This window comes from Micromonospora sp. CCTCC AA 2012012, assembly GCF_040499845.1.
In the GTDB taxonomy this organism is placed as follows: Bacteria; Actinomycetota; Actinomycetes; order Mycobacteriales; family Micromonosporaceae; genus Micromonospora; species Micromonospora mangrovi.
In genome coordinates, this window is sequence record NZ_CP159342.1 from 4,119,597 (window position 1) to 4,143,993 (window position 24,397).

Genomic DNA, 24,397 nt, shown 5'->3' on the forward strand with positions numbered 1-24,397 from the left:
CTCCCAGCTTGTATGAGTCGTCTGACACAAAGAGCATGATCGACCGAAGCTGTTGTGTCAATCAATTGATACAAGCGTCGCCACTGCGGCGTCGAGGCAGGCGGGCACGTCGTGGACGTGGAAGGGGTGCTCGCTGGGCTCGATGCCGGCGAGGAACATCGCGTACACGGCGGCCATCCGCAGCGGCGCGACCGGCCGGAGCAGCGCCACCGCCCGCTCGGGGTCGCAGCCGGGCACGTCGGCCCGCCACCGGGCGGCCCACTCCGCCGCCAGCCGACCGGCCGCGGCCGGGTCGAGGGTCTCGGTCAGCCGCAGCAGGTCGAAGGCGGGATGCCCGACGAAGGCGTCCCCCCAGTCGATGACCACCCGCCGCCGGCCGTCCCCGCGCACGTTGCCCGGGTGCAGGTCGCCGTGCACGAGGGTGTCCGGCAGGCCGCAGCGACGTACCTGGTCGAGGCGGTCGTCCAGGTCGGCCAGGAGACCGGCCACGGCGGAGACGTCGTGCGGGGCGAGCATCGTCCGGATCCAGCCGGCCAGCGCCGGCCCCCGACGATCGGGTACGCCGTCGGCGACCAGCCCCGCCACGTCGGCGGCGGCACGCACCTGGAGGACGTGGTGGTCGGCGGTGATCGCGGCGCGTTCGTCGACGTCGGCCGCGTAGCGGTCCTCGCCGGGCACGTGGTCCAGCAGCATCCGGCCCGAGTCGTCGGCGGCGAGCAGGGTGGGGGTGACGCCGGAGGCGGCGAGGCGACGCAGCACCGCCGCCTCGTGCCGGAAGAAGAGCGGCACCTGCTTGAGCCAGGCGCTGCCCCACTCGCCGTCGAGCCGCCAGATCGCCGACAGGTTCCAGGTCCGCTGCTGCGCGACGCCGGTCACCGGTCGGCCGATCCGCCGCAGCTCCCCGGCCGCCCAGGCGAGGCTGCGCGCCGGGCCACCCGGTCGGGCCCACGCGGCGCGCAGCGGCTCCTCCGACAGGTCGAACGTCGGCGGGCTCAGCGGCACGGCCGGCCGCTCGGCGACCTGCGCGAGGTAGGTGAGGTGGCCGCCGGGCGGCTCCGGCCGGTCCGCCGCGAGCAGCCGCAGCACCGCCACGTCGAGGTGGTGCCGCCGTCGGGCCTCGGTGACCACCGAGGCGACCTCCTGCCACCAGGGCTCCGGCACGTCGTACGGGGGCAGGCTGCCCAGCGGGACGCCGTCTGCGTCGACCAGGGCGAGGGTCACGGTGCGGGACACGCCGGGGACGGTAACCCCGCGGCGCGCGACGGGCGAGCGGTTAACCCGGTCGGCCCGGGGCGGTACGGTCCGGCCATGGAGCAGAGGATCAGCCTGGTCACGCTCGGCGTGGCCGACCTGGGTCGGGCCCGCGCCTTCTACGAACGGCTCGGCTGGCGCGGCCAGGAGGTCGAGGAGACCGTCTTCTTCCAGGCCGGCGGCCTCGCCGTGGTGCTCTGGGGGCGCGGCAAGCTGGCCGACGACGCCGGCCTGACCGACCAGGGCGGTGACGGCTTCGGCGGCCTGAGCCTGGCGCAGAACGTCCGCAGCCGGGCGGAGGTCGACGAGATCCTCCGCCAGGCCGCCGACGCGGGTGCCACGGTCACCCGACCGGCCCGGGAGACCTTCTACGGCGGCTACGCGGGCTGCTTCACCGACCCGGACGGCCACCTGTGGGAGATCGCCTGGAACCCGGGCTTCCCGCTCGCGGCGGACGGCAGCCTCACCGTCCCCGACTTCGGCGCCTGACCGGTCAGCTCCACAGCGTCCGGCGGACGCCCCGGTGGTCGGCGCACGCGTCGGGCTGCCCGCCGGTGAGACTGATCCGCCCGTCCCGGCACTGCACGAGATAGCCCCGGCCGGACCAGAAACCCGGGGCGCAGCGGAAGACGTCGCACACCGTCCGGGCGGGCCGGCTGATCCTGGTGTCGCCGCAGTAGTCGTACCCGAACGGGTTGACCGGGGCACCGCAGGGGGCCGCCACGGCGGGCTGCGGTGCGGCGGTGCGGGAGGGCTGCGCGGTCGGCGCGGTGGTGTGCCGGCGCGGTTTCGGCGCGACCGCCTCCTCCATCCGGACGGCCGGGGGGACCGGCGTGGGCGGGACGGTGGCCGCCGGGGTCGCGGCGGAGGCGACGTCGGAGCCGGGCCGGACCGGCGGGTCCGACTCGAAGACCATCGCCGGCACGATCAGCGCGAGGGCCGCTCCCACCGCGACGGTGCGCCGGCCGCCGGGCACCCGCGCGAGCCGCCGGGCCTGCGCCGGGGTGGCGATCTCCGGGCGGAACGGCCTCGTCTGCGCGTGTTCGGCGATCAGCTCGTCGAGCTGGGCGACCACCGCCGCGCGCTGCTCGATGGCGTCGGCGAAGGCCAGGGTGAGCTTGAACCGGAAGTCCGCGACCGCGCCGGTGGGCAGCAGCAGGCCGGAGGTGCGCTGCCGGTCCAGGACCTGGATCAGCGTCACCGGGGCCGCCGGGTCGTGGGCCAGTCCGGTCATCCTCCCGTACGCCCAGTCGCGCCGGCCGCGCCCGCCGAGCAGGACCAGCCGGCGGTTGGTGAGCACGGCGAGTCCCGCGTCGGTGACCTTGACGCCCTCGGGCCGGCGCGGGCGCACCGCCGGCGGCTCCGGGTCGACGGTCAGCTCGGGGGCGGGCAGCACGGCGGTGTGCCGTACCTCGACCAGTTGCGCGGCCGGGAGCGTCCAGAAGACCACCTCGCCGGGGGCCAGCTCCATCGGCAGCCCGGCGCCCGCGTCGACGGAGCCCTGGAAGGACCCGGCGAGGGTACGCAGCCGCCGCAGCTCGTCGGCGCGCCGCCGCCACGCCTCGTCGGCGCCGCGGAAGGACCGCTGTCGTCGTTCGTTCTGCCGGTGCACCCACCGGTACCGCCACGTGGAACCCGTCGAATCCGTCTTCGCCACGCCGACTCCTCCGCCGCGCGAGCCACCATCCGGGGTGTCATTCACGTCAACTGGGGTGGAAGGCCCCCAAGACACGCGTAAGTCGCCAATCTGACCGATCGGCTGATTGACCCGAACGATAGTCGTAACCGGCTGCGTCGATTCCGGCCCGCCGACCCGCGATCTCGACCGTCCCGCTTCGCCGTGCGGGCACCCCCGGGCGTCGGTAACGTCAGCCGCAGCGAGTGGCACCGACGCCACCGGCGGCGCGCGAGGAGGTGGATCCGTGGACCCGACCGTCGTGGTGGGGGTGGACATCGGCACCACCAGCACCAAGGCCGTCGCGTACGACACCGACGGGCAGCAGCTCGCCAGCCACTCCGCCGGCTACCCGCTGGACGAGCCGCACCCCGGGTACGCCGAGCAGGACCCGCAGCTCATCCTCGACGCGGTGCTGGAGTGCGTCCGCGCCGTGGTCGCCGAGCTGCCCGGGCCGATCGCCGGGCTCTCCTTCAGCACCGCCATGCACAGCCTGATCGGGCTGGACGCCGACGGCACCCCGCTCACCCCGTCGGTGACCTGGGCCGACTCGCGGGCCAGCGCGCAGGCCGAACGGATGCGGGCCGTGCCGTCCGGGCTGGCGTTGCACCGACGCACCGGCACCCCGGTGCACCCGATGGCGCCGCTGCCCAAGCTGGTCTGGTTCGCCGAACAGCAACCGAAGCTCTTCGAGCGGGTCGCGCACTGGGTCGGCATCAAGGACTGGATCCTGCTGCGGCTGGCCGAGACGCTGGTCACCGACCACTCGGTCGCCTCCGCCACCGGGCTGATGAACATCCACACGCTCACCTGGGACGCCGAGGCGCTCGGCATCGCCGGCACCACCGAAGAGCAGCTCCCGCAGCTGGTGCCCACGACGACCGTGCTGCCGGGGCTCACCGCCGCCGCAGCCGAGGCGACCGGGCTGCCCGTCGACACCCCGCTGGTGGTGGGGGCCGGCGACGGGCCGCTGGCCAACCTGGGGCTCGGCGCGGTGAAGCCGGGCGTGGTGGCCTGCTCGATCGGCACCTCCGGGGCGATGCGGGTGGCCGTGGAACGCCCCGCCGTCGACCCGCTGGGCGGTGTCTTCTGCTATGCGCTCACCGCCGACCGCTGGGTGGTCGGCGGCGCCATCAACAACGGCGGCATCGTGCTCCAGTGGGCCGGCGACGCGCTCGCCCCCGAGCTGGGCGAGCACGCCGAGGATGAGCTGCTGGCGATGGCCGCCCGCGCACCGGTCGGCTCCGGCGGGCTGATCATGCTGCCGTACCTGCTCAGCGAGCGGGCGCCGCACTGGAGCGCGCTGCCGCGCGGCGCATACGTCGGGTTGACCCACGGTCACCGGCGCGAGCACCTGGTCCGGGCCGCCCTGGAAGGCGTCTGTCAGCAGCTCGCCCTGGTCCTCGCGTCGGTCCGCGCCGCCGGCAACGAGGTCCGCGAGATACGCGCCAGCGGCGGCTTCGCCCGCAGCCCGCTGTGGCGGCAGATCCTCGCCGACGCGCTCGGCATGCCCGTCCGCTTCCCCGCCGGCCACGAGGGGTCGAGCTTCGGGGCGGCCCTGCTCGGCATGCAGGCCCTCGGCCTGATCACCTCCATCGACGTCGCCGCCGACCTGGTCGAGATCGACGAGACGGTACGCCCCGACCCCGCCTCCGCGGCCACCTACGCCGCCCTGCTCCCCCTCTTCTCCGAGTTGTACGACGCGCTCGTTCCGACGTTCGCGTCGCTGCGGCGGCTGGCCCCGAGCCTGCCGCCGGAATCCGCACCCACCGCTCCTCCCATGTGATCGCCCGGCCTACCGGCCCGGACGACTACCGAAGGTCGTGATAGCCGTGGTCACACTGCTCGCCGCACCGGCGGAACCACTGACGAACGCCGGCAACACCCAGCTGGTCATCGCGGCCGTGCTGGGCATCGCCGCGGTGGTGCTCCTCATCGCCTGGGGCAAGGTGCACCCGTTCCTGTCCCTGATCCTCGGCGCGGCCGTGCTCGGCGTGGTCGCCGGCGTGGCACCCGACAAGATCATCACCTCGTTCAGCGGTGGGGTCGGCTCCACCGTCGGCGGCGTCGGACTGCTGATCGCCCTCGGCGCGATGATCGGCGGTCTGCTCGCCGAGTCCGGCGGCGCGGACGGCATCGTCGAACGGGTGGTCAACCGGGTCTCCAGCGGCGCCCTGCCCTGGGCGATGGCCGGGGTGGCCGCCCTGATCGGGCTGCCGCTCTTCTTCGAGGTCGGCGTGGTGCTGCTGGTCCCGATCGTGCTGCTGGTGTCGCGGCGGACCGACGTACCCCTGATGAAGATCGGCATCCCGGCGCTGGCCGGCCTGTCGGTGCTGCACGGCCTGGTGCCGCCGCACCCCGGCCCGCTGGTGGCGATCGACGCCCTGGGCGCCAACCTCGGCCAGACCCTGGCGCTGGGCCTCCTGGTCGCCATCCCGACCGTGATCATCGCCGGTCCGGTCTTCGGCAACTTCATCGCCCGTTACGTGCCCGCCACCGCGCCGGAGGCGCTGCTGCCCACCCGGCGGCCGGTCTCGGTCACCGGCGACCGGCGACCGACCACGCCCGGCCGTGGCCCGGTCGACGCCGACGGTGACCTGGTCACCGAGGACGACCTGGTCAACCCGGGCGCCGGCCGCCCGGGCGAGCCGATCGACGAGGCCCCCGACGTCCGCGCCCGGCGCGGGCCGGCGCTCTGGGCGGCGGTGGTCACCGTGCTGCTGCCGGTGGTGCTGATGCTGCTGCGCGCGATCGGGGAACTGACCCTCGCCGAGGGCACCGGCGGCCGCAAGACGCTCGACATCATCGGTACGCCGATCGTCGCGCTGCTGGCCGGCGTCATCTTCGCCATGATCTTCCTCGGCTACCGGACCGGGTTCAGCCGCAGCCAGGTCTCCGGTTTCCTCGGTGGGTCGCTGCCGGCGATCGCCGGCATCCTGCTGATCGTCGCCGCCGGCGGCGGGTTCAAGCAGGTGCTGGTCGACGCCGGCGTCGGCAACCTGGTCGCGGACGCGGCCAAGAACGCGGACCTGTCCCCGCTGCTGCTGGGCTGGCTGGTCGCCGTCGGCATCCGGGTGGCGACCGGCTCGGCCACCGTCGCCACCATCACCGCCGCCGGCATCGTCGCGCCCCTGGCCGCCACCCTCCAGGGGCCGGAGGTGGCCCTGCTGGCCCTCGCCGTCGGCTGCGGCTCGCTCTTCTTCTCGCACGTCAACGACGCCGGCTTCTGGCTGGTCAAGGAGTACTTCGGGCTGACCGTCGGGCAGACCATCAAGAGCTGGTCGGTGATGGAGACGATCATCTCGGTCGTCGGCTTCGCCGGCGTCCTCCTGCTCGACCTCATCCTGTAGCCGACCGCTCGGCCCCGCCGGCCAGCCGCGACCCGGCCGCCGCACAGGTCCCGCTGCCCGGTGTACGGGGTCACCGGGCCGTCCACCCTCCAGGTGGTCGGCTCGGACGACACGGCCACGGCCGGCGCATCCTCGGCCGGCATCAGCCAGCCCGGCTGGTCCGGCGGGTCCGGCTTGGTCCGGCTTGGTCCGGCTGGTCCGGCGGGTCCGGCGGGTCGGCCTGGACGGCCTGGGGCGGCGGCCGCCCGGGGTAGTCCCCTTCAGTGCCTACGAACTTGATGGCATTGATGAATCACCCCCACGGAAAGCCGCCGGGGCTCTCCCGTGCGGGCGCGGCGCGGCGCGGTGCGGGCGGGGCGGCGCGGGGCTGGGCGGGGCGGCGCGGGGCGGCGCGGTGCGGGGCGGTGCGGTGCGGGGCGGTGCGGGGCGGTGCGGGGCGGCGCGGGGCGGGGCGGTGCGGGGCGGCGCGGGGCGGCGCGGGGCGGCGCGGGGCGGCGCGGGGCGGCGCGGGGCGGCGCGAGGCGGCGCGAGGCGGCGCGAGGCGGCGCGAGGCGGCGCGAGGCGGCGCGAGGCGGCGCGAGGCGGCGCGAGGCGGCGCGAGGCGGCGCGAGGCGGCGCGAGGCGGCGCGAGGCGGCGCGAGGCGGCGCGAGGCGGCGCGAGGCGGCGCGAGGCGGCGCGAGGCGGCGCGAGGCGGCGCGAGGCGGCGCGAGGCGGCGCGAGGCGGCGCGAGGCGGCGCGAGGCGGCGCGAGGCGGCGCGAGGCGGCGCGAGGCGGCGCGAGGCGGCGCGAGGCGGCGCGAGGCGGCGCGAGGCGGCGCGAGGCGGCGCGGTTGGCCAAGCCCCGCTCGGCCTGGCCAGGGTTGATTACAGGAATGCCATCAAGTTCGTAGCGTGCGCAGGGCGGTCCCGTGGCGGTCCCGTGGCGGTCGCGCACGGCGGCCGATCCGGTGCGCTCCGCCGCGCCCGGCGGTCAGGGGGCCTCGACGCCGGAGATGCGGAACTTGTGCACCTCGGCGCCGAGGATCGCCGTCGCCTGCTCCTCCGACGGGCCGGAGCCCCGGAACGCCAACAGCTGCTCGTCGGACTCCCACCGCTCGTACACGTTGATCCGGCCCGGCTCGACCAGGTCCGCGCTGACCGCGAAGTCGACGCAGCCGGGCGCCGAGCGGGCCGCCCGTACGGCCTCCACACAGGAGGCCAGGTAGGCGTCCCGCTCGGCGGGGTCGACGTAGAGGGTGCCGGCGACGATGAACACGTGACCTCCCGTGGCGGAGCCGTCCGACCCATCCTGTCAGCTCGGACGAGTCACGCCCGGGTGATCGCGTTGGCGTGGATCGCCTCGCTCACGTACGCCGCCATTCCCGGCCGGATCTTCTCGAAGTACGCGGTGAACCGCTCGTCGGCCACGTACATGTCCGCCAGCCCGGTGTGGATCTCGTACGAGCAGTCGTAGAACCAGCGGCTGATGAGCTGCCGGTGCTCCTCGGCCAACGCCATCGCCTCCGGACCGTCGGCCGGCGCACCCGAGTCCACCAGCGCGGTGATCCGCCGCGCCCAGTCCTCGTTCTCGGCCTTGTTGCGCAGCCAGTCCTCCTTCGAATAGCGCGCCGTCCGCTCGGCCGACTGCCGGTACGCCTCCGTGCCGCCCCAGCGCCGCTCCGTCTCCTCGGCGTACTGCTCCGGGTCGTGGTCGCCGAAGACCTCGAACCGCTCCCGCGGGGTCAGTGGGATGTTCAACTTCCTCGCCTCCATCGCGAACTCGATCGCCGCCACGATCTCCCGGAGCTTCCCGATCCGCCCGGTCAGCAGCTCGTGCTGCCGCCGCAGATGCGGCAACGGGTCGCCGTCCGGGTCGTCGAGGATCGCGGCGATCTCCTCCAGCGGGAACCCCAGCTCCCGGTACGCGCGGATGAGCTGCAACCGCTCCAGGTCCGCGTCGTCGTAGCGGCGGTAGCCCGCCGCCGTGCGACCGCGGGGCGACAACAGCCCGATCTCGTCGTAGTGGTGCAGCGTCCGGACCGTCACCCCGGCCGCCCGCGCCACCTGACCCACCGTGTACGCCATGGTCCCCTCCCTTCCACGACCAGGCTCCCGCCTGCCGCAGCGTGAGGGTCAAGGCCGATTCTGCCCTCGGACGCGCACGACACCGCCCCGCTCGCCCGAGGGGGGATTCGGGCGAACGGGGCGGGCGGTGGAGCGGCGGGATCAGGTGGTGACCTTCTCCTTCGTCCGCTCCGGGGCGGCGAACGTCTCGCTGGTCGGGGTGCGGAAGGCGTGCACCAGGCCGGCGAGCGAGAGCAGCAGGAGCAGCGCCGCACCGAGGTACATCGCCAGCGCGCCCTGCGCGGCCTTGCGGCCGAACTCGCTGAAGCCGTACGAGGTGAGCAGCAGGCCGCGCAGCGTCTCGCCCTTGAAGACGGTCTCCCGCTGGGCGGTCACCTCGGCGAGCTGCTTCTGCAGGTCCGGCAGGTTGGCGGCCTTGGCCTGCTCGGCCTGGGCCACCTGCTCCTTGAGCGCGGTCTGCGGCTCGCCCAGGTCGGCGTACGTCTTGCCGCCGCCGATCGCCTTGAGGTGCAGGCCGATGAACTCGTTGGCGTAGCACTCGGCCTGCTTGCCGGTGGTGAGCTTCTGACCGGCGTACTCGCGCAGGCAGTCGGCCTTCTTCTCCTCGTCGGTCAGCTTGTCGGCCGGCTTGAAGCTGATGTGCTGGGCGCTGAGCTGGTCGTGCACGTAGGTGTTGGCGAAGTTGGCGTTCGTCGTCAGGACGATGCCGACGACGAGCAGCAGGACCGCGAGGCCCAGCCCGCCGATGCTGAACAGCAGGTCCAACGTCCGTCGCTTCATGGGGTGCTCCTGGGGGATGTGGCGGCTTCTCGGTGACCGTCTCATCGTGGCGGTCGGCGGGCCGCCGCCAGCAGGGCCGAACCCCCTGTCCCGGTCGGGACCTTCGGCCTCCGTCGGCCGGGCCGGTCAGCGGGGCATGTCGACCGGGGTGAGCGTGGCCAGCAGCTCGGACAGGGACACCGGGCGGCCGTACCGCCAGCCCTGGCCGTGGACGCAGCCGATCGCGGTGACCGCCGCGTGCTGCCCGTCGGTCTCCACCCCCTCGGCCACCACGGTCAGGTCGAACGCCGCCGCGAGCCGCGTGACCATCTCCACCGTCGCGTACGCCCGGCTGTCCTCGGCGTCGAGTCGGGTGACGAAGGACCGGTCGATCTTCAGCTCGGTGGCCGGGATCCGGTGCAGGTAGCTCAGCGAGGAGTAGCCGGTGCCGAAGTCGTCGATGGCGATGCCGACGCCCAGCTCACGGAGCTGGTGCAGGCGCGCCAGCACCGCGTCGCTCCCCTCGATCAGGGCCGACTCGGTGAGTTCCAGGGTGAGCGCGTGCGGGGGGAGCCCGGCGCCGCCGGTGGCGTCGGTGACCAGGGCGACCAGTTCCGGCCGGCGCAGGTGGGCGGCGGCGATGTTCACCGCGACGGTCGCCTCCGGCGCGTGTTCCCGCCAGACGGCGGCGGCCCGGCACGCCTCGTGGATGACCCAACGGTCGATCGGCAGGATCAGCCCGGTCTCCTCGGCCACCGGCAGGAACTTCGCCGGGGTCAGCGTCCCGAGCCGGGGGTGCCGCCAGCGGACCAGCGCCTCCGCGCTGCGGACCACACCGCTGGCCAGATCCACGATGGGCTGGAACTCCAGGTGCAACTGCCGCTCGTCGACGGCACGGCGCAGGTCGGCGATGAGTTCGGCCCGGGACACCGCCGACTCGCGCAGCGCCCGCGTGCACGTCCGGTAGGCGGACTTGCCGGCCGCCTTCGCCGCGTACATGGCGATGTCCGCGTCGCGCAGCAGGTCGGTGTGGGAGGTGTGCTGCGGGCCGTACTCGGCGATGCCGATGCTGGCCGACGGGTGCACGCCGAGGTCCTCCTCGCCGGGCAGCGGTTCCAGGGCGGCGAGGAGCCGGTCGGCGAGTTGCTCCGGCGGCACCGGCCGTGCGGCGTCGACGAGCACCGCGAACTCGTCCCCACCGAGGCGGGCGATCATGCCGTCGTCGCCGACGACGTCCCGCATCCGTTCCGCGATGCCGGTCAGCAGCCGGTCGCCGGTGGCGTGCCCGAAACGGTCGTTGACCTGCTTGAACCCGTCGAGGTCGAGCAGCAGCACGGCGACCGGGGCGTCGTCGCGCAGGGCGCGGCGCAGCCGACGGTTGAAGGTGAGCCGGTTGGGCAGCCCGGTGAGCTGGTCGGAGTAGGCGAGCCGACGCAGCCGGGCCACGAGGCGCAGGTTCTCGTTGGCGGCCAGGCCCTGTCGTACCGCGAGGACGCCGAGCAGCGTCATCATGCCGAGGAAGATCAGGTGCGGGGTCTGCCCGGTGGGACGACGGGCGAGGATCACGGCGACGATCGCCCCGCCGACCGGCAGGTAGGGCAGGGCCACCCGCCACCAGGGCGGCAGCGGCGACTCGGCGGTCTCCTCGGTGCCGGCACAGCTCGGCGGCGGTGGATATCGGGTGGCGACCCCGATCAGCAGGTAGCTCAGCGGCCAGCAGACGTCGATCGGGTGGCCCGGGGCGTAGGCGTCGTGTGCGAAGAGCGACACGTAGGCGGCGTCGGCGGCGGCCCGGGTGGCGAGGCTGGCCCCGATCATGGTCAGCGCCGGCCACATCGGCCGGGACGGGCCGGCGACCGCGACCAGGATGGTGAGCTGCATCAGGTCGAACATCGGATAGAGCAGGCCGAAGGTGCGTACCGGGTCGGCGAGGTCGGCGGCGGCGATGTCGCGGAAGACCACCACCCAGCCGATCGGGATCAGGGCCAGCCCGACGATCACCCCGTCGAGGAGGGTCCGGGCCCGCCCGACCACGCTGCGCGGTGCCGCCAGCGAGGAGAGCAGCGCGGCGGTGCCGGTGAGGATGCCGGCGGTGAAGAGGCCACCGATCAGCGGTGTGTGCGGCAGCTCGGTGCCGCCCAGCCGCTCGACCGTCCAGAGTGTCCGGCCGAGCGCGGCGAGCGCCATGGTGGCCGTCAGCAGGCCCCAGAACCGTCGCAGCGGGGCGGGGTGTCGGCGGGCCGCGCCGACGCAGGCCACCGCCGCCCAGGTCGCCACGGCCACCGCGCCGAGGTCGCTGACCAGGGCGGCGCCGGGCAGTCGGGCCACCAGCCAGGCAGCTTCCCCGAGTACGACGAGACCGGCCACGACGAGACCGACGCGGCCGGACAGCGTGGGCCGGGCCGGTGCCACGGCGCGGCTCACGTCTCGGGGCAGCACTAATTCGCTCCGGCTCTCTCTCAGACGTGCACCCTCGACGATGAGGACCGGTCACGGGCGGCGAACGGCGCAAGCGTAGCCACCGGCCGGGGCCGCCGCCAGAGTCCACCGCCCCCCGTCACCGTGCCGGTGCGAGCCGGTGACACGGCGTTCCGACGGGGGGTCGACGGACGCGGCGGAGAGGAGACGGAGCGACGGAGGCCCGGTCCGGCGGGACGGTGCCGGACCGGGCCTCGCGGGTGTCGCTACTGGATGGTCACGTTGTCGACGTACACGGCGGAGGTGCCGCCGGCCCCGCTGCCGGGGACGAACTGCACGCCGATCTCGCGGACGTCACCGAGGTTGGCCACCCCGCCCAGGTTCAGCGAGAGGTTGGCGCCGGAGGAGGTGACCGCGACGGAGCCGCCGTCGAACCACTGCCAGCCGGTGCCGGTCTTGACGTACAGCTTGGCCTGGCTGCCGGTGCCGAAGGTGCCCCACGGGGCGACCCGGGCGGTGGCCCGCAGCGTGGTCTTCCCGCTGAGGCTGGTGGTGGCGGTCTTCTTCAGGTACGCGGCCCCGGCCCCCAGGTTGACGTCGGACTTCAGCGAGTACGTGCCCTGGGACGCCCACTCGTTGACCTGCCACGGCCCGCCGGTTACGTTGGCGCCGGTCCACCCCTCGGTGCCGGACTCGAAGCCGTTGAGCAGGGTGCCGCCGGTGGGCGGGGGCGGGCTGGAGGTGCCACCGCCGCCGGGCTCGGTGATGCTGCCCAGATCGACCTCGCCCCGGTTGGCGATCCAGGAGTTGTTGAACAGCGTGCTCGCGCCCTGGTTGCGCGCCGGGCTCCAGCTGTCGTTCCAGGCCAGGAAGTAGCTGGTCTTCGGATAGCTCTGCTGGAACGCGGTGACCCACTTGCCGTAGTCGAAGGAGCCGGTGGTGTCGGGGCCGATCTCGGCGAAGGCGAACGGCTTGCCCAGCCCGACCAGCTCGCTGTACGCGGACTGGATGCCGGAGACCTGCGGGTTGTCGTCGTACGCGTCCATCCCGACGATGTCCACGTAGGAGCCGCCCGCGTAGTAGGCGGTGCGGTTGCCGCGGCTGAAGTCGGCGGAGTAGACCCAGATCAGGTTGTCCAGCCCCTTGGTGCTGGTGAAGTAGGTGTACATCTGCTGCCACACCTGCTTGAAGGTGTTGGGGTCGCGGTTGCCCCACCAGAACCAGTCGCCGTTCATCTCGTGGAACGGCCGGAACAGCACCGGCACCCCGGCGTTCTCCAGGTCCTGGAGGCCGGCGGCCATCTTGTCCTCGAGCTGTCGCCAGCGGGCCCCGGCGGCGGTGGACGGGTTGAGCAGGTCGCTGAAGTTGCTCATCGCGGTGTTCAGTCCGCCGCCGTTGGCGTTGGCCGGGCTGGGCGAGTGGACGCTGACGGTGACCAGGCCGCCGCTGGACCACCAGGACTTCAGGCTGGAGTTGCAGGAGTAGTCGACCAGCGCGGTGATGTCGCTGTTGGTGGCCCAGCCGGAGCCGTAGTCGCAGCTGAGGATGGCCGGGTACTGACCGGTGGCGGTCTTGAGCTCCTCGGTCTGGCTGAGCGAGAACCCGCTGTTGCTGTAGCCGCCGAAGAAGCCGGAGGCGATCCGGTTGCTGCCGCGGTTCGGCAGGTGCGCGAGCCAGTTCAGCACGCTCTTCGTCGAGGCGGAGGCGTTGGTGTTGGCCGGTGTGACGGTGTGCGCGTCGGCGGGGCCGATGACGGTCAGGACGGAGGCGGCGGCCAGGGCGGTGGCTGCGGCGCTCAGCGCGAGGCGGAGTCTTCTGCTTCGCATGGTCACCTTTTCGGGTCGGGGGTGGGTGGTACGGCTTCCCGGGAGCCGCGGTTCATTCCCCCCACTGAACTACTGAACCGTTTAAGTTTCAAGCATGTAAATACATTGTTGCGACTACCCTGCGTTACGGGCCAGCAGATAGAGCCGACGGGTCTCCACCTCCTGCGGATAACTGACCCGCTCCAACCGGGCCTCCACCGCGAAGCCCGCCCCGGCGAGCGCCGCCACCACCGTCTCCGCCGCGAAGAAGTGGAAGTCCACGTCCACCGGATGACCCCACCACTCGTCCAGATGCCGCACCTCGCCGCCGAGGTGGACCGCCACCAGCAGCGGCGCCCCCGGACGCAGCACCCGACGCAGCTCGACACCGGCCGCCGGCAGCTCCCCGGGGCTCAGGTGGATGAGGGAGTAGAGCGCGACCGCCGCGTCGAACTCGCCCGCCGTGGCAGGCAGCCGCAGCAGGTCACCCTCCCGGAACTCCGCCTGCGGGCACGACCGGCGGGCCACCGCCACCATCCCCGGCGACAGGTCGATCCCCACCGCCCGGACCCCGCGCCCGGCCAACCAGGCCGTCACGTGCCCCGGCCCGCAGCCCAGGTCGGCGACCGTCGCCCCCGCGCCGGCCTCCTCCACCAGCGCCGCCAGCAACGCCCGGTCCAGCGGCTTGCCCGCCAACTCGTCAGCCAGCCGACTCCGGTACTCCTCGGCCACCGTGTCGTAGCTGCGTCGGGTCCGCGAGCGCTCGTCCACCATGGATCGAGCATCGCACCGGCCGGCGCGGCTCAGGCCGGCAGGTCGCAGTTCTCCCCGGCCAGCTCCGCCATCGCGCCCCGGAACCGCGACCACCCCGCCGCGCCCTGCGCGGTCGCCGGACCGGTCACCGCGTCGAGCTGCTCCTGGGTGAAGGCCGAGGGCAGCGCGCGGATCCGCTCCAGCAGCCGCCGCATCACCGCCTCGCTCTCCGTCCACGCCGCCCGCGCCGCGTCCCGCTGCCCCCGCAGGTCAGCCGGTGTCTCCCGGGCCCAGAGCTGCGCCACCGCCGCGTCCTCCTGGGCGAGCTGCCGCTCGAACAACGCCACCATCGGGTCCCGCTGGATCCGGCCCCGGTCGTCGAGGCGCACCGCGCCGTCCCCCAGCCGCCGGGTCGACGAGACCGCGACGCAGGTCGCCAGCACCTGCCGCTGATAGGTCGCCCGGGCCTCCTTACGGTTCGCCGCCGCGGTGCCCGGCAGGGGCGCGACGAAGGCGGCCACCACCGCGACGACGCCGACCACGCCCAGCGCGACCCGCACCCGCCGGTCGCGCAGCGGCGGGATCCGGAAGCCCAGCGCCTCCACCTCCCCGAGGGCGGCCGCCAGGAGCAGGACGACGCCCAGCCCGAGGTAGATGTTGAGACCGTCCATGCCAGCCACCCCGGGAGAAGACGTTTCGCGAAGCGTCCGGCCCGGCCGGACGGGACACAAGCGTCCCGTCCGGAAGTTGACGCCCGTCAGCCCGGCGACCCCTCCACCGGCGGCCCGCCGTGCGTCCACGGGGTCTCCTCCGGCGCGGGGAAGTTCCCCGCCGGCATGAAGGCGTCCGACAGGGTGGTGAAGCAGAGCCGCTCCCCCACCTCGGGGACCGTGCCCGGTGGCGCGGTCAGGCCGCGCCCCATCCCGCCGGAGAGTTCCAGCACCACCTCGGTCTTGCCGTCCGCGCCGGGGGTCAGGAAGACCACCCGCGCCTTCTGCGCCGGCCGGGCCGGCGAATACAGCGTCGCCCCCACCGGCACCGCCACCGGCTCGGTGGTCACCACCTGGATGCGGGGCCGCAGCACCGGCCGCTTCCCGCTGTCGTCCACCCGCTTCGGGTCGGCCAGCGTCACGTCACCGACGAACGCCTCCCCGGTCAGCCGGTGCTCGGCCATCACCAGGGGATCGTCATAGGCGCGCTGCACGGCGTAGGAGGTGAGGGCCCGTTCCAGCCGGTGCAGGCGCAGGGCGGCGGCCACCGCACCGTCGCGGCGGGGCTGCGGGCCACCACCGGCGTCCACGTGCTCCGCGTAGCCGGTGAAGGCGTCCCGGTCGCCGTCCCAGCGGCCCGCCACCCGGGCGCCGGGCGGCAGGGCACGCAGCAACCCCACGCCGCGCCACATCAGCTCCCAGGTGGGCGCGAGCTGGCCGCGCAGCAGGGCCTCCAGCTCCGCGTACGCCGCCGCACGCGCCACCGGGTCGTCGCCGGCCTCGGCGTACGCGGCGATGGCCGGGGCGAGCCGGCGGTTGTCGAAGTCCGGGTCGGTGGCCGGACCGGCCGGCGGGCAGACCGACGGGTCCTCCGCCCGGGCCGCCGCCTCCGCGCCGGTGAGCCCGGCCGGCGGGTCGATCCAGCCGAGCAGCGCCGGCAGGTGCAGGTCCTCCACCGCGCTCTGCCCGGTCGCCCAGTGCAGGGTCAACGCCTCGGTCATCGCCAGCAACGCCGACGAACCCGGCTGCTCGGCCCGCTCGGCGAAGAAGGTCAGCCAGCGCCCCAGCAGCGGCACCGACGGGTGCACCGGATGATCGCCGTCCGGCCGACGGAACCGGGTCGACCGGCCGAGCAGCCGCAGGAAGCCGATCCCGGCCGGGTTCGGCACCAGCAGCTGCGGGGCGTCGACGTACCGGTGTCGCACGTCCCGGCCCCGGTCCACCGGCACCGCCTCGGTGACGGAGCGGAACGAGTCCAGGTAAGGCAGGAGCAGCGCGGCCAGCTCGGCGGCGAACGCGAAACGCTGCTGCCGGTTGCGCGGCTGCGGCACGATCAGCAGCCGCCCCTCGTCGGGCGCCGCCCCGACCAGGACGGCCAGCGGGGCGTTCGCCTCACCCGCCATCGCGAGCGGCACCAGCACCAACGGGCGCTCCGACAGCCACAGATGCCGGACGGTGGCCACCGGCTGGGCCACTCCGGCGGCGACCGCCTGCGCCTTGGCGAGGGCGCGCAGCGTACTCATGCGGGGTCTCCGGTCAGGGCCTCGGCACGCAGCCGGGCGGCGGCGCGCAGCAGCGCGGCGGCCTCGCCCCCGGCCGGGTCGGGGGTCTGCTCGCCCGTGGCGAGCGCCAGCACCTCCGCCACGTCGGCGACCCCGCCGAGCGCCTCGCGCACCGGGCGGCCCAGGGCCGTGGTGTGGCCGCGCGCCTCGTGCCGGCAGAAGTACGCCAGCTCGCAGGCGGCCAGGCAGTCCGGGGCGTAGCGGGCCTCGACGGTACGCAGCGCGGCGGTCAGGGTGGCCGGGTCGGCGGTCGGATCGGCGGTGAACTCCGCCGGCACCCGGTCGAGCAGGTCGTCGATCCGGGCCATCCGGTCCAGCTGGCGACGCAGCACCAGGAGCTGTTTGCGCACGTCGACCAGGCTGGCCACCGGCTCGTTGGCGAAGTCGCGCGGGCAGACCAGCACCACGTCGTGGGAGACGAGTTCCGGGTCGCGCCCGGCGGCGGCGAGCAGCTCCCGCAGCGCCAGCACGTAGACGGCGGACTGGGTGGCGGCGGCGGAGACCTTCGCCGGGTCGGCCTGCCCGTCGATCACCGGGAACGACTTGATCTCCACGACGTGGAAGCGGCCGCCGAGCCGGGCGGCGACCAGGTCCGGTTCCAGGTGCACCCGCCGGCCGGCCACCTCCAGCCCGAGCAGCGGGTGGTCGAAGAGCGCCGCGTCGTCCCCGCCGTCGGTCAACGCCACCCGGGAGCGTTCGTGCCGGTCCGGCAGGTCGTCACCGCCGAGATCGGTCCAGCTCGCCCGCGCCGGCACCGGTACGCCCAACCGCTCCGCGACCAGCCGCAGCAGCTCCACCCCGCCGTCGGCCTTGACCTGCGCCTCGAACGCGTGGCCGCGGGTGATGGCGAAGCGGGACTGGCCGAACCGGGCCGGGAAACCGATCCGCTCGGCCAGCTTCGGCTTGTCCACCCCGGCGCTGTCCAGCACCGCCCGGCGGGTGCAGCCGGGGTTGCCGGTCAGCGCGGCGATGGTCCGGGCGTTGTGCCGCCGAGGTGGCACGCCACCCCGGATCTCCGCCAACCGCTCCCCGATCTCCGCCACGCCCGCCACCCTAGCCGGGCAGCACGGCGTTTCCTGCCGACGCCCGGCCCGTGGCGGGGTCAGCGCCCGGCGGAACGGTTCCAGGGCGAGCGGGGTGAGCCGGCACCCGCCGACGGCCGGCTACGACGGCGGTGCCGGCGACCGGGCGTGCACGGCGGACGGGAGACGGTGTGCACCGGGGCCGGCGGCGGGACGACCGGCTGCCGGCCGATCAGCCAGCAGAGGAAGCGGGCCATGCTCTCAGCCGACCGGGAGGCGCTGCGCCTCGGCGCGGGAGATGTCGTACTGGGCGCCGCAGACGGTGCACTGCTGCGCCCAGCGGGTCCGGACCGGGATCAGCGGAATGAAGAAGAGGCTGAACTTCGTGGCCCGCCGCGTGATGACCTGCGCCGCCCGGTTGCCGCAGTTACGGCAGACCTGCGTGACGACACCGGACTGGGTGACCTTGGTCCGGAGCCCGAAGATGAAGAACATCGCCCGGCAGTACCCAGCCCGGGCCCGGACGACACCTGCGATTTTTTTTCCGGCCCCGGCTGTCCGGATGCGCCACCGGCGTTCGTCACGCTTGATGGAAGCCCGACCGGAGGAGTGACCTGATGAAGTACATGATGTTGGTCTGCACCGACACCGAGCCCGACCGGAACCCGGACGCCGCCCCGGACATCGAGCAGTGGGTGGCCGAGCGGGACGCCAAGGGGCAGCGGGTGACGGGCAGCCGGTTCGCGCCCGCGTCGGCGGCCACCACCGTCCGGGTACGCGACGACGAGCTGCTGCTCAGCGACGGGCCGTTCGCCGAGACCAAGGAGGTGATCGTGGGCTTCGACCTGCTGGAGTGCGCCGACCTGGACGAGGCGATCGAGGTGGCCCGCGCGCACCCGATGGCGTACCGGGGCCGGATCGAGCTGCGCCCGCTGATGGAGGACTGACCCCGATGACCGACGCGGCCGGGGCGGTCGCCGACGCGGGCGCCGAGGCGTACCCGCGGATCGTGGCCGCCCTGATCCGCGTCACCGGCGACTGGACGCTCGCCGAGGACTGCGCCCAGGAGGCGCTCGCCACCGCGCTGGAACGGTGGCCGCGCGACGGCGTACCGGGCAATCCGGGCGGCTGGCTGATGACGGTGGCCCGGAACCGGGCGCTGGACGTGCTGCGCCGGGCCGCCGTGGAGCGCCGCAAGCTGCGCGACCTGACGCTGCTCACCGACCCCGAGCCGCCACCCGTGGAAGGGGGCATGGTGGACGACCGGCTCCGGCTCATCTTCACCTGCTGCCATCCGGCGCTCGCCCTGGAGGCCCGGGTCGCGCTGACCCTGCGCACCGTCGCCGGGGTGCCCACCGCCGACATCGCCCGCGCCTTCCTGGTCAGCGAGTCAACCATGACCCGCCGGCTCACCCGGGCCAAGGCGAAGATCGCCGCCGCCCGGGTGCCGTACCGGGTGCCGACCGGGTCCGCGCTGGTCGAGCGGCTGCCGGGCGTCCTGGCCGTGCTCTACCTGCTCTTCACCCGGGGGTACGACGCCGACGGCGAACCCGCCTTCGCCACCGAGGCGCTCCGGCTGACCCGACTGCTCGACACGCTGCTGCCGGGGCAGCCGGAGGTGGCCGGGCTGCTCGCCCTGATGCTGCTGCACCACTCGCGCCGGAGCGCCCGCCGGGACGGCGACGGCAACCTGCTCACCCTCGACGAGCAGGACCGGTCCCGCTGGGACCACGCCGCCATCGCGGAGGGCGTCGCGCTGCTGCCCCGGGCCGGCGACGGCCCGTACGCCCTCCAGGCCCGGATCGCCGCCTGCCACGCCACCGCCCCGACCGCCGGGACCACCGACTGGCCGGCGATCGCCCGCTGCTACGACGAGCTGGCCCGGCTGCGGCCCACCCCGGTGGTCCGGCTCAACCGGGCGGTCGCCCACGGCTACGCGTACGGCCCCGGGCCCGGACTGGCCCTGCTCGCCGAGGCCCGCACCGGCGGCGCGCTCGACGACTATCCCCCGGCGCTGGCCGCCGAGGCCGAGTTGACCGCCCGCCTCGGCGACCCGGTACGCGCCGCGGCCCTGTTCCGGGCGGCGGCCGACGCGGTGCGCTCCGAACCGGAACGTCGCGCCCTGCTGCGGCGCGCGGCCGACCTCTCCGGCTGACGGCCCGCACGGGACAGCCGCCGGGCCCACCGCCGGCTAGGCTCACACCGTGAACACCGGACCGGCATCCCGCCACGCACGGATCGGCGACCCGGTGGACGACTGATCCGCCCCCGGACGCCCGACCCGCGTCCGGCGCGTGGACCGCCACGGCGACTCGCACCCACGAGTCCCTGTGTCGTCACCACGTGAGCGAGGTCAACCGAAGATGTCAGTCAGCTTCAACCACACCATCATCGCCTCGAAGGACCGCGAGGAATCGGCCCGGTTCTTCCGTGAGCTGCTGGAGCTTCCGGCGGCGCCGTCCTGGGGCCTCTTCACCAACATCCAGCTCGACGACGGGACGCTGCTCCAGTTCGCCGAGCCGCCGGTGGAGATCCAGATGCAGCACTACGCCTTCCTGGTCGACGACGAGCTCTTCGACCGGGCGTACCGGCGGCTGCGTGAGGGCGGCGTCACGCACTGGGCCGATCCGCAGATGCGCCGCCCCGGTGAGATCAACGACGAGCACGGCGGCCGGGGCGTCTACTTCAAGGACCCGGCGGGGCACGCCATCGAGCTGATCACCCGGCCCTACCTGTGAGCTGCGCGGTCCCTGCCGTCCGGCCGACGCCGACGGCAGGGACCGGGCGGCCGGGTCAGACCCCGCTCGGCATCTCGACCGCGAGCCAGATCGGCCGCCAGTCCGCCATCTCGTGGAAGCGGCGCAGCTCGGAGAGCCCGGCCACCGACCCGCACCACGACGCGTACGGCGGGTTGCCCTCGTCGAAGCCGCTCTGCACGAAGGTGAGCTTCGTCCGCCCGCCGGATTCGGCCAGCTCCCAGGTCTGCACGCCCACCGGTCCCCAGTCGACGGAGAGCTTCCGGCCCGGGTCGAGGTCGACCACCTTGGCCGCGTGGCCGGTCTCGAAGCCGCCCATGGCGTACCGGCCGCCGACCCAGGGCTCGATGCCGATCGGGTAGCCGAACCAGGCGCTGGCCTGCTCGGAGTCGGTCAGCGAGGCCCACACCCGGTCCACCGGCGCGTCGATCACCAGCTCGCCCCGCAGGTCGGCCGAGGTGAAGTCGGTACGCGGCAGCAGCGGCCGACCCTCCAGGTGGGCGGCGAGGTTGGCGATCGACAGGGCCCAGAAGGTCTGCAGCACGCCGCGGATGCTGCTGCCGCTCATCGCCTCGGCGAAGACGAAGTGGCTCTGCCGCAGGGTCAGCTCGGTGCTCTCCTGCGCCGGGGTCAGCTCCAGCTCGCTGGTGGTCTCCACCCCGTCGAGCAGCCAGGCGAAGCGCAGTGTGCGTTCGTCGGCGTGCAGCAGGCGCTGGTGCGGGGCGTCGCCCTCGGGGGTGTGGCGGCCCCAGAACGCGTACCGCTGCGGCAGCTCGACCTCGGCGTGCTCGGCGAACCAGACGCGCAGCTCGGCCGGGTCGGTCAGCGCGCGCCGGACGGCGTGGACCGGCGCGGCCAGCCGGGCGCGGTAGGTCAGCAGATCACTCATCTGTGTCACCTCTCGGATAGCAGGCCACGGCGAGCTTGAAGGCGTCCCCTTCGGCGCCCCCGTAGCGGGTGAACAGGTCCTGCAGCGTCGACTGCAGGTCGTGCAGGAACTCCTGCCGCCGCTCGGCGGGCACCCGGATCTCGCCGGAGACGCCGATCGACGGCAGCTCCGGTGCGGTGCGGTCGAGGGCGGCGACGTCGGCCTGGACCTCCTCCACGAGGTCCAGCAGGTAACCGAGGCTCAGCTCGTCGCGCATCCGCCGATCCCCGCCGAGCCGGCCGACGAGCCGGGGCGAGAGCCAGTACGACCGGGCGACGGCCTGGTAGATGCCCTCGCTGATGCCGCGCACCGGGCGCGCCGCCACCTGCTCGGCCAGCCCGGCGGCGACGAGCTGCTTGACGTGGTAGTAGACGCGCTGCGGCGTCTGGTCCAGCGCGGCGGCGACCTCGGTGCAGGTGTGCGGCTCGGCGAGCTGCCGCAGCACCTCGATCCGCTGCGGCTTGAGCAGGGTCTCGGCCTGCGCGCGTTCTTCCAGGTACAGGACGTCTCTCATGGCAAAATCAGTTTGTACGTACAAAACTTCTTTGTCAATGGGATCGACGAAAGGCCGCGCCGGTCGCGCGGCCTTTCGTCGCGACGAAGGTCAGGGCGTCCAGTCGGGACGCAGCGGATAGCCGTTCACCCCGTCCGGGCCGTTGCGGGTGGCGAGCACCTGGTGCAGCTGGATGCCGTTGCGCTCGAACGCCATCCGCGAACCCGCCATGTAGAGGCCCCACACCCGGGCGGTGCCCGGCCCCACCTCGTTGACGCAGAAGTCCCAGTGCTCGACCAGGTTGCGGCACCAGCCCGCGAGGGTCAGCGCGTAGTGCTGCCGCAGGTTCTCCTCGTGGTGCACCTCCAGGCCGGCGTCGTGCACCTCGCTGATCAGCCGGCCCGGCCCGGCCAGCTCGCCGTCCGGGAAGACGTACCGGTCGATGAACGCGCCGGAGCGGTGCGGGGCCCGGTTGTCCGCCCGGGTGATGCAGTGGTTCAGCAGCCGCCCGCCGGGCTTCAACCGCTCCCGCAGCGCGCCGAAGTAGGCCGGATAGTTGCGCACCCCGATGTGCTCGGTCAGCCCGATCGACGAGATCGCGTCGAACTGCTCGCGGGGCGCGTCCCGGTAGTCCAGGTGGCGCACCTCGGCCAGCTCACCCAGCCCCTCCCGCTCGATCGCCGCCTGCGCCCACTGCGCCTGCTCCCGCGACAGGGTCACGCCCAGCGCCTTCACGCCGTACTCCCGGGCGGCGTGCCGGACCATGCCGCCCCAGCCGCAGCCCACGTCGAGCAGCCGCATCCCCGGCTTCAGCGCCAGCTTGTTCGCCACCAGGTCGTACTTCGCCCGCTGCGCCTGCTCCAGCGTGTCCTCCGCCGAGTGGAAGACCGCGCAGGTGTACGTCATCGACGGGCCGAGCACCTTCTCGTAGAAGGCGTTCGAGACGTCGTAGTGGTGCGAGATCGCGGTGCTGTCCCGGGTACGCGAGTGACGCAGCCCGTTCATCACCCGCTTCCAGCGCGGCGACGCCTCCTGCGGCGGGGGCGGCGGTGGCATCAGCCGCTCCCAGCCGAGCCCCTTCACCAGGGCCAGCGCCTCGGCCACCGGCGGCATCCGCAGCGGCATCCCGTCCTTGAGCACCCGCAGCGCCTCGTACGGGTCGCCCGGGTGCACCCCGTCCAGGCCGAGGTCACCACTGACGTACGCCCGGGCCATGCCCAGGTCGCCGGGGGCGGTGAGCAGGTAGGACAGACCCCGCTCGGAGCGGATCGACAGGGTGATCCCGGCGTCGGTCGGGCCGACGGCGCTGCCGTCGTAGCCGGTCACCCGGACCGGCAGCGCTCCGGAGGTCACCGCGCGGACCACGTCCGCCACGGTCGGTCCCGTACGCCGGCCTCCCGCCGGCGGGCTGGACGGGGCGTCGGCCGCCCCCTGTTCACGGTCGATCAGGCTCATTGCCGCGCTACCGCCTTTTCGTAGAGTCCGGTGAGCCGGTGGTCCGGGTCGTAACGGTCCTTCACCGCGCGCCACGTCTCGCCGCCGTAGAGCCGGTCGAACGCCGCACGGTCGTAGTACGCGTCGGAATAGAGCGACTTGTGTCCGCCCGCCTCCGACACCGCGCGCTCGATGGCCCGGTTGACGTCGCCGTCGGCGGCGCCCTCGGCGATCGGCACGCTTCCCCAGAAGCCGATGTTCACATACGTTTCGTCCGGTTGCAGCGGATATAGCGGCCACGCCCGGGCGGATCCGGGACCGGCCGGCTCCCGCAGCCGCAGCGGGCAGAGCCACACCGGGGTCATCCCGACGTGCTTGTCGAACCAGCGCAGGAAGTCGGCGGTGCGGTCCAGCGGGATCTCGACGTCCTGCACCACGCGTTCCCGGGCCGGCCGGCCACGCCAGCGGTCGACCCGGGCGGCCACCTGGTGGCGGTGCTCCAGCCGGACCAGTCGGTGATAGAAGTCGCTGCGCCGGTAGCGCGCCGGCCAGAGCCGACGGACCACCGGGTGCTGCACCCCGAAGGCCGCCGAACACCAGAACCAGTCGGTGTCCCAGCGCCAGAGATAGTCGTACGTGGTGAGGGCGTCCCGGGTGCGCCGGCGCAGCGAGCGGTAGTAGATCTCCTGGCCGGTGTAGTCGCTCGGCCGCTCCGCCTCGTCGCTGAAACTGCCGAGCACCAGATAGGCCTCGCCGGGGCTGAAGACCACCCCGTCCATCGCGTCGACCGGCTCGCCCGCCCACTCCCCCTTGGCGACCACGTCCCGGATCGCGTCGGCCAGCTCCTCCAGCCGGGTGAAGCGGATGTTGCGCAGCGCCACGTGCCGGCGGACCGGCTGGAGCTCGATGCGCAGCCGGGTGGCGTAGCCGAGACTGCCCAGCGAGTTGGGGAAGGCCCGGAACAGGTCGGCGTGCTCACCCGTCGGCCGGACGGTGAGCAGCTCGCCCGCGCCGGTCAGCACGTCCAGCTCGGTGACCGACTCGTGCGGCAGGCCGTTGCGGAAGGAGGTGGACTCGATGCCCAACCCGGTCACCGCGCCGCCCAGCGTGATGGTGCGCAACTGCGGCACCACCAGCGGCATCAGCCCGTGCGGGAGGGTCGCGTCGACCAGGTCCTCGTACGTGCACATGCCCTGCACGTCGGCCGTGCGGGCGGTCGGGTCGACCGCGAGCACCCCGGTGAGGCCGCTGACGTCCAGCCCGGGGACGCGCGGCGCCGACCTCGGGCGGAACAGGTTGGAGGTGCGTTTGGCCAGCCGCACGGGCTCACCGGCGGGCACCGCGGCGTAGGAGCGCCGCAGCGTGTCCACCGCCCGTTCATGATCACGGACAGCGTGCATGAGATCACCTTACGCCG

The 24,397-nt window shown here is 73.9% G+C and carries 22 protein-coding genes; 6 read left to right on the forward strand and 16 right to left on the reverse strand.

From position 1 onward, the window contains the following. Positions 1-57: 57 nt before the first annotated feature. Positions 58-1,233 (reverse strand): aminoglycoside phosphotransferase family protein, encoded by a 1,176-nt coding sequence (locus ABUL08_RS18090; RefSeq protein WP_350931098.1) that lies wholly within the window; start codon positions 1,231-1,233, stop codon positions 58-60. A 75-nt stretch (positions 1,234-1,308) separates the two neighbouring features. Between ABUL08_RS18090 and ABUL08_RS18095 the strand changes: the two genes are divergently transcribed. Next, the gene (locus ABUL08_RS18095; RefSeq protein WP_350931099.1) at positions 1,309-1,740 is read left to right on the forward strand and encodes a VOC family protein; all 432 of its coding nucleotides are present in this window, start codon (positions 1,309-1,311) and stop codon (positions 1,738-1,740) included. Positions 1,741-1,744: 4 nt separating this feature from the next. On the opposite strand, the gene ABUL08_RS18100 is transcribed toward ABUL08_RS18095, so the two are convergent. Continuing rightward, positions 1,745-2,908, reverse strand: coding sequence for a hypothetical protein (locus tag ABUL08_RS18100; RefSeq protein WP_350931100.1), 1,164 nt, complete (start codon positions 2,906-2,908; stop codon positions 1,745-1,747). A gap of 265 nt (positions 2,909-3,173) precedes the next feature. Between ABUL08_RS18100 and ABUL08_RS18105 the strand changes: the two genes are divergently transcribed. Then, positions 3,174-4,712 carry a gluconokinase gene (locus ABUL08_RS18105; RefSeq protein WP_350931101.1) on the forward strand — a complete coding sequence of 513 codons (1,539 nt, stop codon included), beginning with the start codon at positions 3,174-3,176 and terminating at the stop codon, positions 4,710-4,712. A 46-nt stretch (positions 4,713-4,758) separates the two neighbouring features. Further along, on the forward strand, positions 4,759-6,276 hold the full coding sequence (locus tag ABUL08_RS18110; protein WP_350931103.1) for a GntP family permease: 1,518 nt from the start codon (positions 4,759-4,761) through the stop codon (positions 6,274-6,276). Between the two features lie 970 nt (positions 6,277-7,246). Here ABUL08_RS18110 and ABUL08_RS18115 read toward each other — a convergent pair. The 10 genes from ABUL08_RS18115 to ABUL08_RS18160 form a co-directional block, all read right to left on the reverse strand. Beyond that, positions 7,247-7,531: a putative quinol monooxygenase gene (locus tag ABUL08_RS18115; protein ID WP_350931104.1), complete on the reverse strand. Its 285-nt coding sequence runs from the start codon at positions 7,529-7,531 to the stop codon at positions 7,247-7,249. Positions 7,532-7,581: 50 nt separating this feature from the next. After that, a complete protein-coding gene (locus ABUL08_RS18120; protein WP_350931105.1) occupies positions 7,582-8,340 on the reverse strand; it encodes a MerR family transcriptional regulator in 759 nt (252 codons plus the stop codon). A 141-nt stretch (positions 8,341-8,481) separates the two neighbouring features. After that, positions 8,482-9,120 (reverse strand): hypothetical protein, encoded by a 639-nt coding sequence (locus ABUL08_RS18125; protein ID WP_350931106.1) that lies wholly within the window; start codon positions 9,118-9,120, stop codon positions 8,482-8,484. A gap of 126 nt (positions 9,121-9,246) precedes the next feature. Next, positions 9,247-11,538: a putative bifunctional diguanylate cyclase/phosphodiesterase gene (locus tag ABUL08_RS18130; protein WP_350931107.1), complete on the reverse strand. Its 2,292-nt coding sequence runs from the start codon at positions 11,536-11,538 to the stop codon at positions 9,247-9,249. A 245-nt stretch (positions 11,539-11,783) separates the two neighbouring features. After that, positions 11,784-13,343 (reverse strand): glycosyl hydrolase, encoded by a 1,560-nt coding sequence (locus ABUL08_RS18135; RefSeq protein WP_350931108.1) that lies wholly within the window; start codon positions 13,341-13,343, stop codon positions 11,784-11,786. A 114-nt stretch (positions 13,344-13,457) separates the two neighbouring features. Continuing rightward, entirely contained in the window at positions 13,458-14,096 is a 639-nt protein-coding gene (locus ABUL08_RS18140) for a class I SAM-dependent methyltransferase (RefSeq protein WP_350931109.1), read from the reverse strand. Positions 14,097-14,125: 29 nt separating this feature from the next. Beyond that, positions 14,126-14,746: a hypothetical protein gene (locus tag ABUL08_RS18145; protein WP_350931111.1), complete on the reverse strand. Its 621-nt coding sequence runs from the start codon at positions 14,744-14,746 to the stop codon at positions 14,126-14,128. An 86-nt stretch (positions 14,747-14,832) separates the two neighbouring features. Continuing rightward, entirely contained in the window at positions 14,833-16,308 is a 1,476-nt protein-coding gene (locus ABUL08_RS18150; protein ID WP_350931112.1) for a hypothetical protein, read from the reverse strand. After that, positions 16,305-17,381 carry a hypothetical protein gene (locus ABUL08_RS18155; RefSeq protein WP_350938692.1) on the reverse strand — a complete coding sequence of 359 codons (1,077 nt, stop codon included), beginning with the start codon at positions 17,379-17,381 and terminating at the stop codon, positions 16,305-16,307. Before ABUL08_RS18155 ends, ABUL08_RS18150 begins: the two co-directional genes overlap by 4 nt. Before the next feature lie 249 nt (positions 17,382-17,630). Beyond that, positions 17,631-17,864, reverse strand: a complete 234-nt coding sequence (locus ABUL08_RS18160) for a zinc-ribbon domain-containing protein (protein WP_350931113.1) — start codon at positions 17,862-17,864, stop codon at positions 17,631-17,633. 122 nt (positions 17,865-17,986) lie between these two features. Between ABUL08_RS18160 and ABUL08_RS18165 the strand changes: the two genes are divergently transcribed. From ABUL08_RS18165 to ABUL08_RS18175, 3 genes are all read left to right on the forward strand, one after another. Next, entirely contained in the window at positions 17,987-18,316 is a 330-nt protein-coding gene (locus tag ABUL08_RS18165; RefSeq protein ID WP_350931114.1) for a YciI family protein, read from the forward strand. Positions 18,317-18,321: 5 nt separating this feature from the next. Next, a complete protein-coding gene (locus tag ABUL08_RS18170; protein ID WP_350931115.1) occupies positions 18,322-19,524 on the forward strand; it encodes an RNA polymerase sigma factor in 1,203 nt (400 codons plus the stop codon). A 208-nt stretch (positions 19,525-19,732) separates the two neighbouring features. Then, entirely contained in the window at positions 19,733-20,107 is a 375-nt protein-coding gene (locus ABUL08_RS18175; protein WP_350931116.1) for a VOC family protein, read from the forward strand. A 55-nt stretch (positions 20,108-20,162) separates the two neighbouring features. On the opposite strand, the gene ABUL08_RS18180 is transcribed toward ABUL08_RS18175, so the two are convergent. From ABUL08_RS18180 to ABUL08_RS18195, 4 genes are all read right to left on the reverse strand, one after another. Beyond that, positions 20,163-21,014 (reverse strand): SRPBCC family protein, encoded by an 852-nt coding sequence (locus tag ABUL08_RS18180; protein WP_350931117.1) that lies wholly within the window; start codon positions 21,012-21,014, stop codon positions 20,163-20,165. Next, positions 21,007-21,567, reverse strand: coding sequence for a helix-turn-helix domain-containing protein (locus ABUL08_RS18185; protein ID WP_350931118.1), 561 nt, complete (start codon positions 21,565-21,567; stop codon positions 21,007-21,009). Before ABUL08_RS18185 ends, ABUL08_RS18180 begins: the two co-directional genes overlap by 8 nt. A 90-nt stretch (positions 21,568-21,657) precedes the next feature. Continuing rightward, positions 21,658-23,001 (reverse strand): class I SAM-dependent methyltransferase, encoded by a 1,344-nt coding sequence (locus ABUL08_RS18190; protein ID WP_350931119.1) that lies wholly within the window; start codon positions 22,999-23,001, stop codon positions 21,658-21,660. Beyond that, positions 22,998-24,380 (reverse strand): FAD-binding oxidoreductase, encoded by a 1,383-nt coding sequence (locus ABUL08_RS18195; RefSeq protein WP_350931120.1) that lies wholly within the window; start codon positions 24,378-24,380, stop codon positions 22,998-23,000. The genes ABUL08_RS18190 and ABUL08_RS18195 overlap by 4 nt, the downstream gene beginning before the upstream one ends. Positions 24,381-24,397 lie beyond the last annotated feature (17 nt).